General features: G+C 75.2%; 15 protein-coding genes. 6 read left to right on the forward strand and 9 right to left on the reverse strand.

The window, feature by feature from the left end; all coding sequences use genetic code 11:
• The first annotated feature begins 15 nt into the window (after window positions 1-15).
• Complete coding sequence (locus Pdca_RS20960) at window positions 16-897, forward strand: oxygenase MpaB family protein (protein ID WP_085912997.1); 882 nt, start codon at window positions 16-18, stop codon at window positions 895-897.
• Here the strand turns inward: Pdca_RS20960 and hisI are convergent, their stop codons facing one another.
• The 4 genes from hisI to hisH form a co-directional block, all read right to left on the reverse strand.
• On the reverse strand, window positions 898-1269 hold the full coding sequence (gene hisI, locus Pdca_RS20965; protein WP_085912996.1) for a phosphoribosyl-AMP cyclohydrolase: 372 nt from the start codon (window positions 1267-1269) through the stop codon (window positions 898-900). It abuts the gene before it with no gap.
• Window positions 1266-2039, reverse strand: a complete 774-nt coding sequence (hisF, locus tag Pdca_RS20970; RefSeq protein ID WP_085912995.1) for an imidazole glycerol phosphate synthase subunit HisF — start codon at window positions 2037-2039, stop codon at window positions 1266-1268. The genes hisI and hisF overlap by 4 nt, the downstream gene beginning before the upstream one ends.
• Window positions 2039-2785, reverse strand: a complete 747-nt coding sequence (priA, locus tag Pdca_RS20975; RefSeq protein ID WP_085912994.1) for a bifunctional 1-(5-phosphoribosyl)-5-((5-phosphoribosylamino)methylideneamino)imidazole-4-carboxamide isomerase/phosphoribosylanthranilate isomerase PriA — start codon at window positions 2783-2785, stop codon at window positions 2039-2041. Before priA ends, hisF begins: the two co-directional genes overlap by 1 nt.
• Before the next feature lie 303 nt (window positions 2786-3088).
• A complete protein-coding gene (gene hisH, locus Pdca_RS20980) occupies window positions 3089-3721 on the reverse strand; it encodes an imidazole glycerol phosphate synthase subunit HisH (protein WP_085912993.1) in 633 nt (210 codons plus the stop codon).
• 634 nt (window positions 3722-4355) lie between these two features.
• Between hisH and Pdca_RS20985 the strand changes: the two genes are divergently transcribed.
• Complete coding sequence (locus tag Pdca_RS20985) at window positions 4356-5231, forward strand: sulfurtransferase (RefSeq protein WP_232021095.1); 876 nt, start codon at window positions 4356-4358, stop codon at window positions 5229-5231.
• Here Pdca_RS20985 and Pdca_RS20990 read toward each other — a convergent pair.
• Together Pdca_RS20990 and Pdca_RS20995 are read right to left on the reverse strand one after the other, a co-directional pair.
• Complete coding sequence (locus tag Pdca_RS20990) at window positions 5149-7521, reverse strand: ABC transporter permease (RefSeq protein ID WP_085912991.1); 2373 nt, start codon at window positions 7519-7521, stop codon at window positions 5149-5151. The two genes, Pdca_RS20985 and Pdca_RS20990, sit on opposite strands and share 83 nt — an antisense overlap.
• Window positions 7518-8285: an ABC transporter ATP-binding protein gene (locus Pdca_RS20995; RefSeq protein WP_085912990.1), complete on the reverse strand. Its 768-nt coding sequence runs from the start codon at window positions 8283-8285 to the stop codon at window positions 7518-7520. Before Pdca_RS20995 ends, Pdca_RS20990 begins: the two co-directional genes overlap by 4 nt.
• A gap of 107 nt (window positions 8286-8392) precedes the next feature.
• On the opposite strand from Pdca_RS20995, the gene Pdca_RS21000 reads away from it, so the two are divergent.
• Both Pdca_RS21000 and Pdca_RS21005 read left to right on the forward strand, forming a co-directional pair.
• Entirely contained in the window at window positions 8393-9592 is a 1200-nt protein-coding gene (locus Pdca_RS21000) for a sensor histidine kinase (RefSeq protein ID WP_085912989.1), read from the forward strand.
• Window positions 9583-10236: a response regulator transcription factor gene (locus tag Pdca_RS21005; protein WP_085912988.1), complete on the forward strand. Its 654-nt coding sequence runs from the start codon at window positions 9583-9585 to the stop codon at window positions 10234-10236. The genes Pdca_RS21000 and Pdca_RS21005 overlap by 10 nt, the downstream gene beginning before the upstream one ends.
• A gap of 6 nt (window positions 10237-10242) precedes the next feature.
• Here the strand turns inward: Pdca_RS21005 and hisB are convergent, their stop codons facing one another.
• From hisB to hisD, 3 genes are read right to left on the reverse strand one after another with little or no spacing between them, the layout of a single operon-like run.
• Window positions 10243-10842, reverse strand: a complete 600-nt coding sequence (gene hisB / locus Pdca_RS21010) for an imidazoleglycerol-phosphate dehydratase HisB (RefSeq protein WP_085912987.1) — start codon at window positions 10840-10842, stop codon at window positions 10243-10245.
• Entirely contained in the window at window positions 10839-11963 is a 1125-nt protein-coding gene (locus Pdca_RS21015; protein WP_085912986.1) for a histidinol-phosphate transaminase, read from the reverse strand. The genes hisB and Pdca_RS21015 overlap by 4 nt, the downstream gene beginning before the upstream one ends.
• Window positions 11960-13285 carry a histidinol dehydrogenase gene (gene hisD / locus Pdca_RS21020; RefSeq protein ID WP_085913101.1) on the reverse strand — a complete coding sequence of 442 codons (1326 nt, stop codon included), beginning with the start codon at window positions 13283-13285 and terminating at the stop codon, window positions 11960-11962. The genes Pdca_RS21015 and hisD overlap by 4 nt, the downstream gene beginning before the upstream one ends.
• 249 nt (window positions 13286-13534) lie before the next feature.
• Here hisD and Pdca_RS21025 point away from each other — a divergent pair, with 249 nt between their 5' ends.
• Together Pdca_RS21025 and Pdca_RS21030 are read left to right on the forward strand one after the other, a co-directional pair.
• Window positions 13535-14041 (forward strand): Uma2 family endonuclease, encoded by a 507-nt coding sequence (locus tag Pdca_RS21025; RefSeq protein ID WP_085912985.1) that lies wholly within the window; start codon window positions 13535-13537, stop codon window positions 14039-14041.
• 53 nt (window positions 14042-14094) lie between these two features.
• Complete coding sequence (locus Pdca_RS21030) at window positions 14095-15330, forward strand: winged helix DNA-binding domain-containing protein (protein ID WP_085912984.1); 1236 nt, start codon at window positions 14095-14097, stop codon at window positions 15328-15330.
• Window positions 15331-15369: the final 39 nt, after the last annotated feature.

A 15369-nucleotide genomic window follows, 5' to 3' on the forward strand; every position in this document is an offset into this window, starting at 1 on the left:
CCGCACACTGGACGGATGGTCGATCTCACCCCCCGGCTCCCCGGCGCCGTCACCGACCGGCTCGCGATCCTGCGGTCGCGGGCCGGTTCGGCGGTCTTCTCCCGGGTCGCCGGGGACGAGGGATCCGATCGGCGGGCCCGGATCCTCGGCGCCGACGGGCCGCGCTGGTTCGCCGAGGACGCCCCGATCCGCCGGGTGCACGGCGACGCGTCGATGTTCGTCGGCGGGCTCCGGGCGCTGCTGCTGCAATCCCTGCATCCGCTCGCGATGGCCGGTGTCGCCGGGCACTCCGGGTTCCGCGGCGACCCGTGGGGACGCCTGCAGCGCACCTCCTACTTCCTCGCCGCCACCACGTTCGGCCCGGCCGACGAGGCGCAGCGGGTGATCGAGCGGATCAAGCGGGCGCACGCCTCGGTGCAGGGCGTCGCGCCGGACGGGCGCCACTACTCCGCGTCCGACCCGCACCTGCTGCGCTGGGTGCACATCGCCGAGATCGACAGCTTCCTCGCCGCGCACGACCGCTACGGCAAGGAACCGCTGGACGCCGACGGCCGGGACGGCTACGTCGCCGACACCGCGCGGGTCGCCCGGGCGCTCGGTGTCCCGGACCCGCCGGAGAGCGCCGCCGAGCTGGCCGAGCAGATCGACCGCTACCGACCGGAGCTGGCGGGTACCCCCGAGGCCCGGGACGCGGCCCGGTTCCTGCTGCTCCAGCCGCCGCTGCCGTTGTCGGCGCGGGTGCCCTACGGGGTGCTGGCCGCCGCGTCGGTCGGGCTGCTGCCGCGCTGGGCCCGGCTGCCGCTGCGGCTGCCATGGCTGCCGGTCACCGAGGCCACCGTGGTCCGGGCCGGCGGGACGCTGATCACCGCCGGGATCCGCTGGGTGACCACCGGCTGATCACTCCCCGGCGAGCAGGACGTCGGTGTCGAAGCAGGTCCGGGTCCCGGTGTGGCAGGCCGGACCCTCCTGGTCGACGACGACCAGCAGCGCATCGCCGTCGCAGTCCAGCCGGACCTCGTGCACGTGCTGGACGTGCCCCGAGGTGTCGCCCTTGACCCAGTACTCCTGCCGGGACCGCGACCAGTAGGTGCCGCGGCCGGTGGTCAGGGTGCGGTGCAACGCCTCGTCGTCCATCCAGCCGACCATCAGCACCTCACCGGCCCGGGACTGGACGACCGCGCACACCAGGCCGTCGGCGTCCCGCTTGAGCCGGGCCGCGATCGCCGGGTCCAGTTCCGAGTCGGTGACCCGGACGCTCGCTGTGCTCACCGAACCTCCACTCCGCCGGTCCGCATCGCGTCCTTCACCTCGCCGATCCGCAAGGTCCCGAAGTGGAAGACGCTCGCCGCGAGCACCGCGTCCGCGCCGGCCCGCACCGCCGGGGTGAAGTGGTCCACGGTCCCGGCGCCGCCGGAGGCGATCACCGGCACGTCCACCACCTTACGGACGGCCTCGATCATCTCCAGATCGAAACCGGCCCGGGTGCCGTCGGCGTCCATCGAGTTGAGCAGGATCTCGCCGACCCCCAGCTCCTGGCCGCGGGCCGCCCACTCCACCGCGTCCACCCCGGCCGAGCGGCGCCCGCCGTGCGTGGTCACCTCGTAGCCCGAGGGCTGCGGCCGCTCGCCGTCGGGCACCCGCCGGGCGTCGACCGAGAGCACGATGCACTGCGAGCCGAACCGGCGCGACATCTCGTGCAGCAGCTCGGGACGCGCGATCGCGGCGGTGTTCACGCCGACCTTGTCCGCGCCTGCGCGCAGCATCCGGTCGACGTCGTCGGGGGTGCGGATGCCGCCACCGACGGTCAGCGGGATGAACACCTGCTCGGCGGTCCGGCGGACCACGTCCATCATCGTCCCGCGTCCCGCGGAGGACGCGGTGACGTCGAGGAAGGTCAGCTCGTCGGCGCCCTCGGCGTCGTACACCCTGGCCATCTCGACCGGGTCGCCGGCGTCGCGCAGCTCCTTGAAGTTGACGCCCTTCACCACGCGCCCGGCATCGACGTCCAGGCACGGGATGACGCGGACCGCGACGCCCATCAGCCCACCTTCCGCACGGCATCGAGGGCCTCGGGCAGCGTGAACCGGCCGGCGTAGAGCGCCTTGCCGATGATCGAGCCCTCGATGTTCACCCCGCTCGCCGCCACCTCGGCCAGCCGGACCAGGTCGGACACCTCCGAGATGCCGCCCGACGCGACGACCGGGGCGCTCGTGGCGTTCGCGACCTCGGTGAGCAGCTCGACGTTCGGACCGGTCAGGGTGCCGTCCTTGGAGACGTCGGTGACGACGTAGCGGGCGGCGCCGTCGCCGTCGAGACGGGCGAGGGTCTCCCAGAGGTCGCCGCCGTCGGCCGTCCAGCCGCGGGACGCGACCCGGCGCCTGCCGTCGATCATCTTGACGTCCAGCCCGATCGCGATCCGCTCACCGTGCTCGGCGAGCACCTTCGCGCACCACTGCGGCTGCTCCAGCGCGGCGGTGCCCAGGTTGAGCCGGGCGGCGCCGGTGGACAGCGCACGGTCCAGGGACTCGTCGTCCCGGATGCCGCCGGACAGCTCGACCTTCACGTCCAGCCGACCGACCACCTCGGCCAGCAGCGCGGCGTTCGAGCCGCGGCCGAACGCGGCGTCCAGGTCCACCAGATGGATCCACTCGGCGCCGTCGCGCTGCCAGGTCAGCGCGGCCTCCAAGGGCTCGCCGTAGCCGGTCTCGGTACCGGCCTCGCCCTGTACCAGCCGGACGGCTGCGCCGTCGGCCACGTCCACCGCGGGAAGCAACGTGAAACTCACCGGTCCAGCCTACGAGCGGGCTCCGCGGTGTCCTCCGGCGGCGTCCCGCCCTTCCGTGACCCGGGGCCGGGGGCTCGGTCGGGGTTCGGTCGCCCGGTCCTTCGCCCTGCAGACCGACGAGCCCGCCCTGCTCGGCGGCGCCGACGCGGCGATCGGTGCCCGCCTGCGGTCCCGCACGCCTTCGCACGGGGTCGCCGCGGGGTCGCCGCGTTCGCACGGGATCGCCTTGTTCGCACGGGATCCGATCCCGTGCGAACGAAGTGAACCCGTGCGGATGCGGGGCCCGGGCCGGGCCAGGTCCGGTCAGCTGATCGACTTCAGCCAGTTCTCGAGGACGGTGGCGCCGGCGTCGCCGGATTTCTCCGGGTGGAACTGGGTCGCCGCGAGCGTGCCGTTCTCCACGGCGGCGACGACGTCCTCACCGTGCCGGGTCCAGGTCACCGTCGGCGGGGCGATCGCGTGCGACTCCTGGAGCTCCCAGCGCCGGACGCCGAACGAGTGCACGAAGTAGAAACGGGTCTCTGCGTCGAGGCCGGCGAACAGGGTGCTGCCCTCTGGGGCCCGGACGGTGTTCCAGCCCATGTGCGGCAGCACGTCCGCCCGGATCCGTTCGACGGTGCCCGGCCACTCCCCGCAACCCGCGGTGTCCTCGTCGAACTCGACGCCGCGCTCGAACATCACCTGCATCCCGACGCAGATGCCGAGCACCGGGCGACCGCCGGCGAGGCGGCGCCCGATCAGTTGCGGACCGCGGACCTCGTGCAGGCCGCGCATGCAGGCCGCGAACGCGCCGACACCCGGGACGACCAGTCCGTCGGCCTCGGCCGCGGTGTCGAAGTCGGAGGTGACGGTGACGTCCGCGCCGACGCGTTCCAGCGCCCGCTCGGCCGAGCGGAGATTTCCCGATCCGTAGTCGAGGACGACGATCCGTGCCACGCGGACCAGCCTAGTCTCCCGTCCGGGACGCTCCCGGCCGCGGTCGAGGGCCCCGCACGAACACCGTCGACGCCGCGGGTGAACACCGCCACGGCGCGCTTGTCGGCACCGACGCGGCGGGCCTAGCCTCGGTTCGTGGCCGATGCTCCGCTCCCCCGCCCCGATCGGCGGCCGGGCGGGCACCTGCGCCCGTGCCGGACCCGGCGGCGCTGGGTCGACCTGATGCGGGTCCACGCGGCCGCTTGTCCGAGCTGAGCCGGGGCCCATCCGGCTCCGGGGCCGGTGCGTCCAGCGCTGGGGTGCACACCGCTGACCCGGCGCCACGAGCCGATCGGTACCGCACCCGGGTGCTCCGGCCCGGCAGGATTCCCGGCCCCTCGGTCGCCCGGCCCGGCTCGACGCCCCGCCCGGCATCGCCCGGCCCGGCACGATGCCCCACCCGGCGATCATCCGGCCCGGATCCACGACGACCCGCCATCGCCCGGCCAGCACGACACCCCACCCAGCGATCGCCCGGCCCGGCTCCACGACGCCCCGCCGATCACCCGGCCCAGCACGACGACCCACTCCGCAACCACACCGCCCGGCTTCCCCGCCGGACCACGCCCCATCCCGTCCCCGAAGGAGCACAACCGTGTCCCCGATCCTGCCCCCGCTCGTCTCCGCCGACGATCTCGCAGCCGCCGCTGACCGGCCCGACGTCCTGATCGTCGATGCCAGCACCCGGCTCGCCACCACCGCCGAGGGTGAGCCCTACCAGGTCACACCCGACATCGAGGGTTTCCGCACGGCGCACGTTCCCGGCGCGGTGTTCGCCGACATCCCCGGTGCGTTCTCCGACCCGGCCGGGCGGTTCTCGCTGACCGTCCCGACCGCCGAGCAGTTCGCCGCGGCGGCCGGGGCGCTGGGCATCGGCGCCGGCACACACGTCGTCGCCTACGACACCGCGGGCAACGCCTGGGCCACCCGGTTCTGGTGGTTGCTGCGCGCGTTCGGTCACGACGCGGTGTCCGTGCTCGACGGCGGGCTGGCGGCCTGGACCGCGGCCGGGCACCCGACGGAGTCCGGCGAGCCGGCCCCCGCATCCGCGACCTTCACCCCGCGCCCGCGGCCCGAGCTGATCGCCACCACCGACGAGGTGCGCCGGCTCAGCACCGGCGACGGTCCCGGTGTGGTGGTCAACGCCCTCGATCCGGCGACCTACCGGGGCGAGCAGGAGATCAGCCCCTACAGCCGTCGCGGACGCATCCCCGGCAGCACGAACCTGCCGCTGTTCGAGCTGCTCGACCCGGCCACCGGGCGGTTCCTCGACAAGGACGGGCTGGCCGCGAAGCTGCACCAGGCCGGCATCCTCGACGCCGAGCGGACGGTCACCTACTGCGGTGGCGGGATCGCCGCGACTCTCCCCGCGTTCGCCGCGTACGTCGTCAGCGGGGCGGAGGTCGCCGTCTACGACGGGTCGCTGTCGGAGTGGACGGCCGACGCCACGCTCCCGGTCGAGACCGGCTGACCCAGCGGGCGCCGCCGGGTCCCTCCCGGCGAGTCGCCCGGCCCGTCGACAGCGCCGCCACCCCCACCGCCGCCACCGTGCACACCCCGATCGCGAGGAACACGGTGCCGGGATCGACGACCGCCGTCACCGGCTGCCCGGTGGCGACCGCGAGCCCGGACGCGACCGCGGCCAGCGGCGGCGCCGTGACCAGCACGCCCAGCACCGCTCCGAGCAGTGCCGCGGCGCCCGTCTCGGCACCGACGATCCCGATCAGCTGTCCGCGGGTCGCGCCCACCGCCCCGAGCAGCGCGAGATCGTCCCGGCGGGTCCGGACGACCGTCACGACCGTGTTCACGGCGGCGAGCCCGCCGTACCCGGCGGAGACGGCGACCAGCAGCAGCGCCAGCACCGTCGTGAGGCGGGCGTCGATCGCGTACTCGGCGACGGCGTGCGCGTGGGCGTCCCGGACGACCGTCCCGGGCGGCAGCCGGTCCGGCACCGCACCGACCGGCAGGAACGCGGTGTCGGTGAGCGCCGTCGGGTCGTGTGCGCGGACGTCGGACCGGGCGACGGCGACATCACCGCGGCGCTCGTCCGGCGCCGACACCGCCGCGATCCGCAGTTCGACGTCGGTCCCGTCGGCGAATCGGGCGGGCAACCGGTCGCCGGCCGCGACGCCGAGCCGGTCCGCCATCGGCTCGGACAGCACCGTCGTGCCGGGGACCACCGCACCGTCGGTCCCGACCGCGTCCACCGCGACCGGTCCGGCCGGCCCGGTCACGACGAGCACGGTGGGCAACGGGACGCGGGCGCCGGGCACCATGAGGGCGCGGGCGGTGTCGTCGGACAGACCCGGCGCGGCATCCTGCTCCACGGTCACCGTCCCGGCCAGCACGGCCGCCCGCTCCGCGGGATACGCGGCCGCCATCGTGTCCGTCAATCCGCCGATCAGCACCGCGAACCCGACGGCGACGATCACCGGCGCCGCGATCGCGGCCGCCCGGGCGGGCCGCCGGGCCCGCACGAGCAGCCCGAGCACGGCCGGTGCCAGCAACGCCGCCGCGATCACCAGTGTCGCCCCGGTTCCGAGTGCGAGACCTACCCGGTCGTCGCCGGCGGCGCCCGCGGTGGCGACCGCCATCCCCGCCCCCACGGCGAGCGCCGCGCATCCGCCGACCGTCCGCGACCGGCCGGCCGGCTCGCCGTCCGTGCGGCCCGGGACGGCCCCCGGCGGCGCGGCCCGCGCCGCCCGCCGGGACGCGGCGAGACCGCCGCCGAGCGACAGCAGCACTCCGGCCGCGGCGGCCACGGCCAGCGACGGCACCGACGGCGGGACCGCCTCGACTCCTCGGGCGGCCTCCGCCGCGACGAGCAGTCGGTGCAGCGCCGGCGCCAGGCAGATACCCCCGGCGGTGCCGAGCAGTGCCCCGGCGGCGCCGGCGAGTGCGGCCTCCCCCAGCACCGTCCGCCGGATCTGTCCCGGGGTCGCACCGACGGCGCGCAGCAACCCGAGCTCCCTGCGGCGGCCGTCGACGGTGGTCGACAGCGCCGCCGACACGACGACGACGGTCGTCACCCCGGTGAGCAGCCCGAGTGCGACGAGCAGCTGGGTGCCCCGGTGGCGCAGCCGGGAGTCCTGCACCGGCTCGACGGCCCCCCGGTCGTCACCGGTCAGCACGGTCGTCCCCGGCGGCGCCGGTGGGACGGCGCCCAGCACCCCGATCGTCCGGACCCCGGGGGCGAGCCGGGCCGCCACCTCGTCGGCGACGTACACACCCGGCCCGTCGGTCACCCCGGTGACCCGCATCGGGCGGGTCGCGTCGGCGAACAGCACCGGCAGCGTCGTCCCCGGCCCGGCTCCGAGATCGCGCCCGACAACCATCTCGTCCGGACCGCGCGGTGCGCTCCCCTCGATCCGGTACCCGCCCAGCGCGAGGCTCGCGATCCCGTGCCCGCCCGCGCGGTCCTCCGGATCACCGGCCGGACGGCCTCCGGGCATCGGGACGGCCGGGAACGATCGGTCGATCACCACCCCGGTCACCCCCGGTCCGGTGCCCAGCCGGGCCGCCGTCGCGTCGGCCTCCGCGGACGACCAGGGGATCCGGCGATCCGTCCGGGGGGTGTGCGACGCCACCACCGTCGGCGGCACGACCAGCGCCGCGGTCGCTGCGAAACGCTCCTGCACCGGGGGCCGGGCGGCGGACGCGGTGAGCAGTACCGCACCGATCAGCGCGACCCCGGTGCCGACGGCGAGCACCGTCGCCAGCAGCTCCCGCCAGCGGACACGCAGGTTCGCCCAGGCGATCATCGGGACGCCCCGATCCCGGCGAGGCGCTGCGCGATCGTGGCGGCCGCGTCGGACGTGTCGGGCACCCCGAACCGGTCGGCCACCCGGCCGTCCCGGAGCACCACGACCTCGTCGGCCCGTGCGGCGGCGACCGGATCGTGGGTGACCAGCAGCGTCGCCGTGCCCTGCTCGGTGCACCGGCGGAGCAGTGCGAGCACCGCCGCCGCCGACGACGAGTCGAGCGAGCCGGTCGGCTCGTCGGCGACCAGCACCTCGGTCCGCGTCAGCACGGCCCGGGCGATCGCGACCCGCTGCTGCTGGCCGCCGGACAGCTGCGCGGGCCGGTGCGCGGCCCGGTCGGCGAGCCCGACGGTGTCCAGCGCCGCCCGCACGGCCCCCGCCGACACCCGCCGCCCGGCGAGCCGGGCCGGGAGCGCGATGTTCTGGGCGGCGGTGAGCGAGGCGACCAGGTTGTAGGCCTGGAACACGACACCGATCCGTTCCCGGCGCAGCAGGGTGCGACGGCGTTCGGACAGCGCACCGACATCGGTCCCGCCCAGCAGCACCCGGCCCGACGTCGGAGTGTCCAGCCCGGCGGCGCAGTGCAGCAGGGTCGACTTGCCCGAACCGGACGGGCCCATCAGTGCGGTCAGGATCCCGGGGTACAGGCGTAGCGAGACGTCGTCGAGGGCATGGACCGGGGCGGACCCGGTGGACCGGTGCAGGCGCCGGAGGGCCACCAGCTCGAGTGCCGGCGGCCGCTCTTTGGACGGTGTGGGGTGCATGGTCCGAGTCGACCGCGAACTCCGGGCGTGCGCGGTCACCCGGGCGCGACGTTCCGGGTAGCCCTGGCACTACCGCGCAGGCACCGGGGATCTCCTACGTTCTCGGTGTGCGGATCGCAACGGCCTGGCAGGCGATGGACCAACGACCGCTGCGGTTCCTGCTCACTGCATGGCCGTGGCGGTCACTGGCCTACCTGATCACCGGTGCCGCGCTCGGCGTCGTCGTGGTGGGGGTGTTCGCGGTCCCGTCCGCGGGACTGGTGCTCGGCGGGGTCCCGCTCGCCGTCTCCACGGCGGTGCTGCTCGTCGCGGCGACCATCGCGGTGGGCCCGCTGCTGGCCGTGCTGGAGCGGCACCGGATCCGGCTGGTCGACGAGCCGCTGCCCGCTCCGTCCCGGCCCCCCGGATCCCGGTGGCGGGCACCGTCGACCTGGCGGGAGATCGGGTTCGCCCTGCTCTCCGCGACCGGGCTCGCCGGGCTGGACGCCTGCGTACTCGGCTGCTCCTTCGTGCTGCCGGTGCTGCTGTTCGGCTCCCCCGCGGACGATCCCGCTGCGTGGCCGCTGGTGATCGTCGGGGTGCTGCTGCTGGTCGCCGCACCGTGGACGATCACTGCGTGGGCCGGCGCCCGGGCCGCGCTCACCCGCACCGTGCTCGGTCCCCGCGGCACCGAGCTCGGCGCCGGGCTCGCCGACGTCGCGACCACCCGGGCCCGGCTGGTCGGGGCGTTCGAGACCGAACGGGCCCGCATCGAACGGGATCTGCACGACGGGGCCCAGCAACGGCTGGTCGCGGTGGGGGTGTCGCTCGGGCTGGCCCGGCTCGACGTCGACGACAACTCGGCCCCGGCGGCCCGGCTGGACGACGCCCGCGAGCAGCTCGGCCTCGCGCTCGGTGAGCTGCGCGACCTGATCCGGGGCCTGGACCCGCGGATGCTCGCCGACCACGGGCTCGCCGCCGCCGTGACCGAGCAGGCGCGGCGCTGCCCGGTCCCGGTCGAGGCGGACCTGCGGTTGCCCGATCGTCTTCCCCCGGAGATCGCCAGCACCGCCTACTTCGTCCTCACCGAGGCGCTCACCAACATCGCCCGGCACAGTGGCGCCGGCGCGGCGTCGGTCTCCGGCCGTTCACACGCCGACCAGGTGATCCTCGAGATCCGCGACGACGGCCGGGGCGGCGCCGATCCGGCCGCCGGATCCGGGCTGGACGGGCTGGCCGAACGGGTCGCGCTGGCCGGCGGCCGGTTCCGGCTGTCCAGCCCGGCGGGCGGACCGACGCTGCTGCGGGTGGAGCTGCCGTGCGGGTGACCGTCGCCGAGGACGCCGTGCTCATGCGCGAGGGGCTGGTCGCGCTGCTGGAACGGTTCGGGCACACTGTCGTGGCCGCCGTCGGGGACGCCCCGGCCCTGCTCGGCGCGGTCCGCCACGAGCGTCCGGACCTGGTGCTGACCGATGTCCGGATGCCCGCCGGTGACGACGACAGCGGATTGCGGGCGGCGGTCACGCTGCGCACCGACGACCCCACGCTGCCGGTACTGGTGCTCTCCCAGTACGTGCAGCCGGTCGCGGCGGAGGCGCTGCTCGACACCGGAGGCGGGACCGGTATCGGCTACCTGTTGAAGGACCGGGTGGCCGACGTCACCGGGTTCGCGGCGGCCGCGGCGCAGGTCGCCGGCGGGGGCACGGTGCTGGATCCGGAGGTGGTGCACCAGCTGGTCCGGCGGCGCCGGGACCCGGTGTCGCGGCTGTCCCCGCGGGAGCGGGAGGTGCTGGACCTGATGGCCCAGGGCAGGTCGAACGGCGAGATCGCGGAGCTGCTCGTGCTGTCCGGCGCCGCGGTGAGCAAGCACGTCCGGTCGCTGTTCACCAAGCTGGACCTGCCCGCCGAGGCCGGCGGGCACCGCCGGGTGCTGGCGGTGCTGGCCTGGCTGCGCTCGGGCGGGCCGGGCTGATCCCCGCTACAGCGCGCCCTTGGTCGACGGCACCCCGCTGACCCGCGGATCGGACTCGGTGGCCGCGCGCAGCGCGCGGGCGACGGCCTTGAACTCCGCCTCGGTGATGTGGTGCGGATCCCGCCCGTCGAGCACCCGCACGTGCAGTGCGAGGTGCCCGTGGAAGGCCAGCGACTCGAACACGTGCTTGTTCAGCACGGTCGGGTAGTGCCCGCCGACGACGAAGCCGCGCATCATCTCCGGCTCGCCGGTGCACACCGTGTACGGCCGCCCGGACACGTCGACGACCGCGTGTGCCAGCGCCTCGTCCATCGGGATCCAGGCGTCGCCGAACCGGCGGATGCCCTTCTTGTCGCCCAGCGCCTGCCGGATCGCCTGGCCGAGCACGATCGCGACGTCCTCGACGGTGTGGTGCGAGTCGATCTCGATGTCCCCGGTGGCCTGCACCGACAGGTCGAAGGAGCCGTGCTTGCCGAACGCGTCCAGCATGTGGTCGTAGAACGGGACCTTGGTGTCGATGTCGGTGGTTCCGGTGCCGTCGAGGTCGATCTCGACGACGATCCGGGTCTCCTTGGTGACGCGTTCGACGCGACCCACTCTGCTCACAACAGCTCCTTGATGGCGAGGTCACCTGCGACCTGGAGGAAGACGTCGTTCTCCTCGGGGGTGCCGATCGTGACCCGCAACCGCTCCGGGATACCCACGTCGCGGATCAGCACACCCTGCTCGAGGAAGCCCTTCCAGGCCCGCCCGGCGTCGGCGAACCGGCCGAACAGCACGAAGTTGGCGTCGGACCGGATCACGTCGTACCCGGCGGCGGCCAGCTCCGCGCAGACACGGTCCCGCTCGGCGGCCAGCAGCGCCACCGAGCCGAGGGTCGCATCGGCGTGCCGCAGCGCAGCCCGTGCGGACGCCTGCGCCAGCACGGACAGGTGGTAGGGCAGCCGGACCAGCGCGATCGCGTCGACGACCGCCGGTGCCGCGGCGAGATAGCCGAGCCGCCCGCCGGCGAAGGCGAAGGCCTTGCTCATGGTGCGCGAGACGACCAGCTTGTGCCCGTGGCTCGCCAGCAGCGTGGTCGCGCTGGGCCGCCCGGTGGCCTCGGCGAACTCGGCGTAGGCCTCGTCGACGATCACCAGCCCGGGTGCGGCGTCGACCAGGCGGGCCAGGTCGGCGGGGGCGATCGACTGCCCGGTCGGGTTGTTCGGGCTGGTGACGAAGGTGATGTCCGGCGCGCGCTCCGACAGCACGGCGACGGCGGCGTCGATGTCGATCGAGAAGTCCGCCCGGCGCGGGACCGGCACGAACTCGGTCTGCGTGCCCGAGGCGATGATCGGGTGCATCGAGTAGCTGGGCACGAACCCGAGAGCGGTCCGACCCGGCCCGCCGAACGCCTGCAGGAGCTGCTGCAGGATCTCGTTCGAGCCGTTCGCGGCCCACAGGTTCCGCTCGCTCAGCGCCACCCCGGTCTGCCGGGTCAGGTAGGCGGCGAGATCGGCGCGCAGGGCCACCGCATCCCGGTCCGGGTAGCGGTGCAGCTCGCGGGCCGCCTCCTCGCAGGCGGCGCCGACATCGGCGACCAGCTCGGGCGGCGGCGGGTACGGGTTCTCGTTGGTGTTGAGCCGGACCGCGACGTCGAGCTGCGGCGCCCCGTAGGGGCTCTTCCCGCGCAGGTCGGCGCGCAGCGGCAGGTCCTCGAGCCGGACCCCTTCCCCCGGCGTGCTCATGCCTCCCCCTCGAAGCGGGCGGTGACGGCCTCGCCGTGCGCGGGGAGATCCTCGGCGTTCGCCAGGGTGACCACGCGCTCGGCGACCTCGCGCAGCGCCTCGGCCGTGTAGTCGACGATGTGTACCCCGCGCAGGAACGTCGAGGTCGACAGTCCGCCGGAGTGCCGGGCGCAGCCGCCGGTCGGGAGCACGTGGTTCGATCCGGCGCAGTAGTCGCCCAGCGACACCGGCGAGTACGCGCCGACGAAGATCGCGCCGGCGTTGCGGACCCGGGCGGCGACCGCGGCCGCGTCGGCGGTCTGGATCTCCAGGTGCTCGGCGGCGTAGGCGTCGACGACGGCGAGCCCGTCGTCGATCGAGCGGACCAGGACCACCCCGGACTGCGGCCCGGTCAGTGCGGTGCGGACCCGCTCGCTGTGCTTGGTCGCCCCGACCCGCTTCTCCAGCTCGATCTCGACTTGGGCGAGCAGCTCCTCGGAGTGGGTGACCAGCACCGATGCCGCGTTCGGGTCGTGCTCGGCCTGTGAGATCAGGTCGGCGGCGACGTGCCCGGCGTCGGCCGTGTCGTCGGCCAGGATCGCGATCTCGGTGGTGCCTGCCTCGGCGTCGATCCCGACGACACCGCGCAGCATCCGCTTCGCGGCGGTGACGTAGATGTTGCCGGGGCCGGTGACCATGTCGACCGGCTCCAGCTCACCGCCGTCGGTGTCGGTGCCGCCGTAGGCGAGCAGCGCGACGCACTGCGCGCCGCCGACCGCCCACACCTCGTCGACGCCGAGCAGGGCCGCCGCGGCCAGGATCGTCGGGTGCGGCAGGCCACCGAACTCGGCCTGTGCGGGCGAGGCCACGACCAGCGACTCGACTCCCGCGGCCTGCGCCGGGACCACGTTCATGATCACGCTCGACGGGTAGACGGCCAATCCGCCCGGCGCGTACAGCCCGACCCGGCGGACCGGGACGAACCGCTCGGTGACGGTGCCGCCCGGCACCACCCGGGTGACGACGTCGGCCCGGCGCTGCTCGAGGTGCACCACCCGGGCCCGCTCGATCGAGGTCTCCAGTGCCGCACGGACGGCCGGGTCGAGATCGCGCAGCGCGCCGGCCAGCGCGGCCGCCGGGACCCGCACCGTGTCCGGGCGGACCCGGTCGAACCGCTCGGTGGCATCCAGCGCCGCCTGCGCGCCATGCTCCCGCACGGCCTCGACCAGCGGTCGCACGGCGGCGAGCGCCCCGTCGACGTCGAGCTCGGCACGCGGCATCGTGGCGCGCAGGACGGCCGGCCGGGGTAGAGCGTCGGGTCGCAGGTCGAGACGACGGAGCATGGTCCCCAGGGTACGGCGGGGGTCCGACAGGAATTCGACCCGCCGGGGATCACCGCCCGTCACCGGATCTGCCGGCGCCGGATCCGCCGGAACTGTCGTACCCCCGGTCGATGCTGCCACCGTGGACCCCGACGCCCCGGAGGTGATCAGCCGATGGCCGCACCCGTCTACGGCCCCGAGCCGGACGCGCCCGAGCACTGGACCGAGGACGGCTTCCTCCAGCTGCCCGACGACCGGCGCCGGATCTAGCTGCTCGACGGGGGGCTCCTCGTGAGCCCGAGCCCGGGCAGCCCGCACCGGAAGCTGTCCTTCCGGCTCTGTTACCTCTTCGAACGCGCCCGCCCGGACGATCTCGACGTGTTCGAGGCGGTGAACGTGCGGCTCGGGCCGGACCGGATCCTCATCCCGGATCTCGCGGTGGTCGATGCCGGGCCCGGCATCGACCCGGATGCGGTGGTGTGGGAGGCCCGCCATGTACGGCTGGTGGTCGGGATCAACACTGCGATCGACCGGGCGAACCGGCAGAGCACGGCGGACCAGGTGAAACCCGCGCTGTACGCGGCCGCCGGGATCGGGCACCTGCTGCGGATCGATCTCACCGCCGCCGGGCCGGACGCCACCGGCTACGCGCTGCGCGACGGCCGCTGGGTGGAGACGGCCCGGGCCCGTCCCGGCGAGGAGCTGGTGCTCGACGCGCCGGTGCCGCTCACCACGAACCTGGCCGCCCTGCTGGCCGCCCGCCGGCTCCCCGGCTGACGGACGTCCCCGTCGGGGCCGTGACTGTCGGTGCCCCGTGGCACCCTCCGGCCATGAGCACCGCTGAGCCCGTCCGGCACGTGGACGATGCCGAGCGCCGGGCCCGGCTGGTCGTCCGGCACCGGCTGGTCCCGCACACCCGGACCGACGACGTCGTCGCCGTCGCCGATGATCTGGTCGCGCTGCACTCCACCGACCCGGTCACCGTCTATCTGTCGGCGGCCGCGCGGATGCACACCCCCACCCTCGAGGCGGTCTCGGCCGCGCTCTACGACGACCGCACCCTGCTCCGCCACCACGCGATGCGCCGCACGCTGTGGGTGTTCGGCCACCGGCACGCCGCGCTGGCCCACCACGCCGCCACGGTCGACGTCGCCGCCGTGCAGCGGCGTGACCTGATGACCCAGCTCGGCGCCGCCGGGATCGCCGATCCGCCCGCCTGGTTCGACGACGCCGCCCGGAGCGTGCTCGCTCTGCTGACCGAGCGTGGCCCGACCACCGCCCGTGAGATCGGCACCGCACTCCCGGAACTGTCCGGGACGGCGGTGCAGATCGGTCCGGGCAGCTACCCGGCGCACACCCGGGTGCTGCTGATCCTCGGGTTCGAGGGCCGGGTACTGCGCGCCCGCCCGACCGGGACCTGGATCAACGGCCAGTACCGCTGGGCCGCCGCCGGGAACTGGCTGCCCGGGGGGCTCGGCGAGCCGGTCGACCGGCGTACCGCGGCGGCCGGGCTGGCGCGTGCGTACCTGCGGGCGTTCGGCCCCGCCACCCGCGACGACCTCCGCTGGTGGGCGGGCTGGACGGTCGCGACCACGAAGGCCGCGCTGGCCGACGTCGGCGCCGTGCCCGTCTCGCTCGACGGCGGCGGCACCGGCCGGCTGCTGCCCGACGACGTCGACCCGGTCGACGACCCGGGGCCGTCGGTGGCGCTGCTGCCCGGCCTCGATCCGACGACGATGGGCTGGAAGGCCCGCGACTGGTACCTCGGTCCGGAGGCGGCGGCGCTGCTGTTCGACCGCAACGGCAACGGCGGCCCGGCCATCTGGGTCGACGGGCGGATCGCCGGGAGCTGGGTGCAGCGCCCGGACGGCACGATCGCGACCCGGCTGTGTTCCCGGGGCACGGCTGCCGGCACGGATTCCGGCACCGCCCCCGGCGCAGATCCCGGCCCCGCCGTGCTCGCCGGGATCGACGCCGCCGCGCAGCGGATCCGCGAGCTGCTCGGCGACGTCCGATTCTCGGTCCGCTACCCGGCGCCGGTGCAGAAGGAACTGCTCGGGCGGTGACCCCGCGGCGCGGGGCCGGGCGGGCCCGGCCCCGCCCGG

This window comes from Pseudonocardia autotrophica (genome assembly GCF_003945385.1).
Taxonomy (GTDB): Bacteria; Actinomycetota; Actinomycetes; order Mycobacteriales; family Pseudonocardiaceae; genus Pseudonocardia; species Pseudonocardia autotrophica.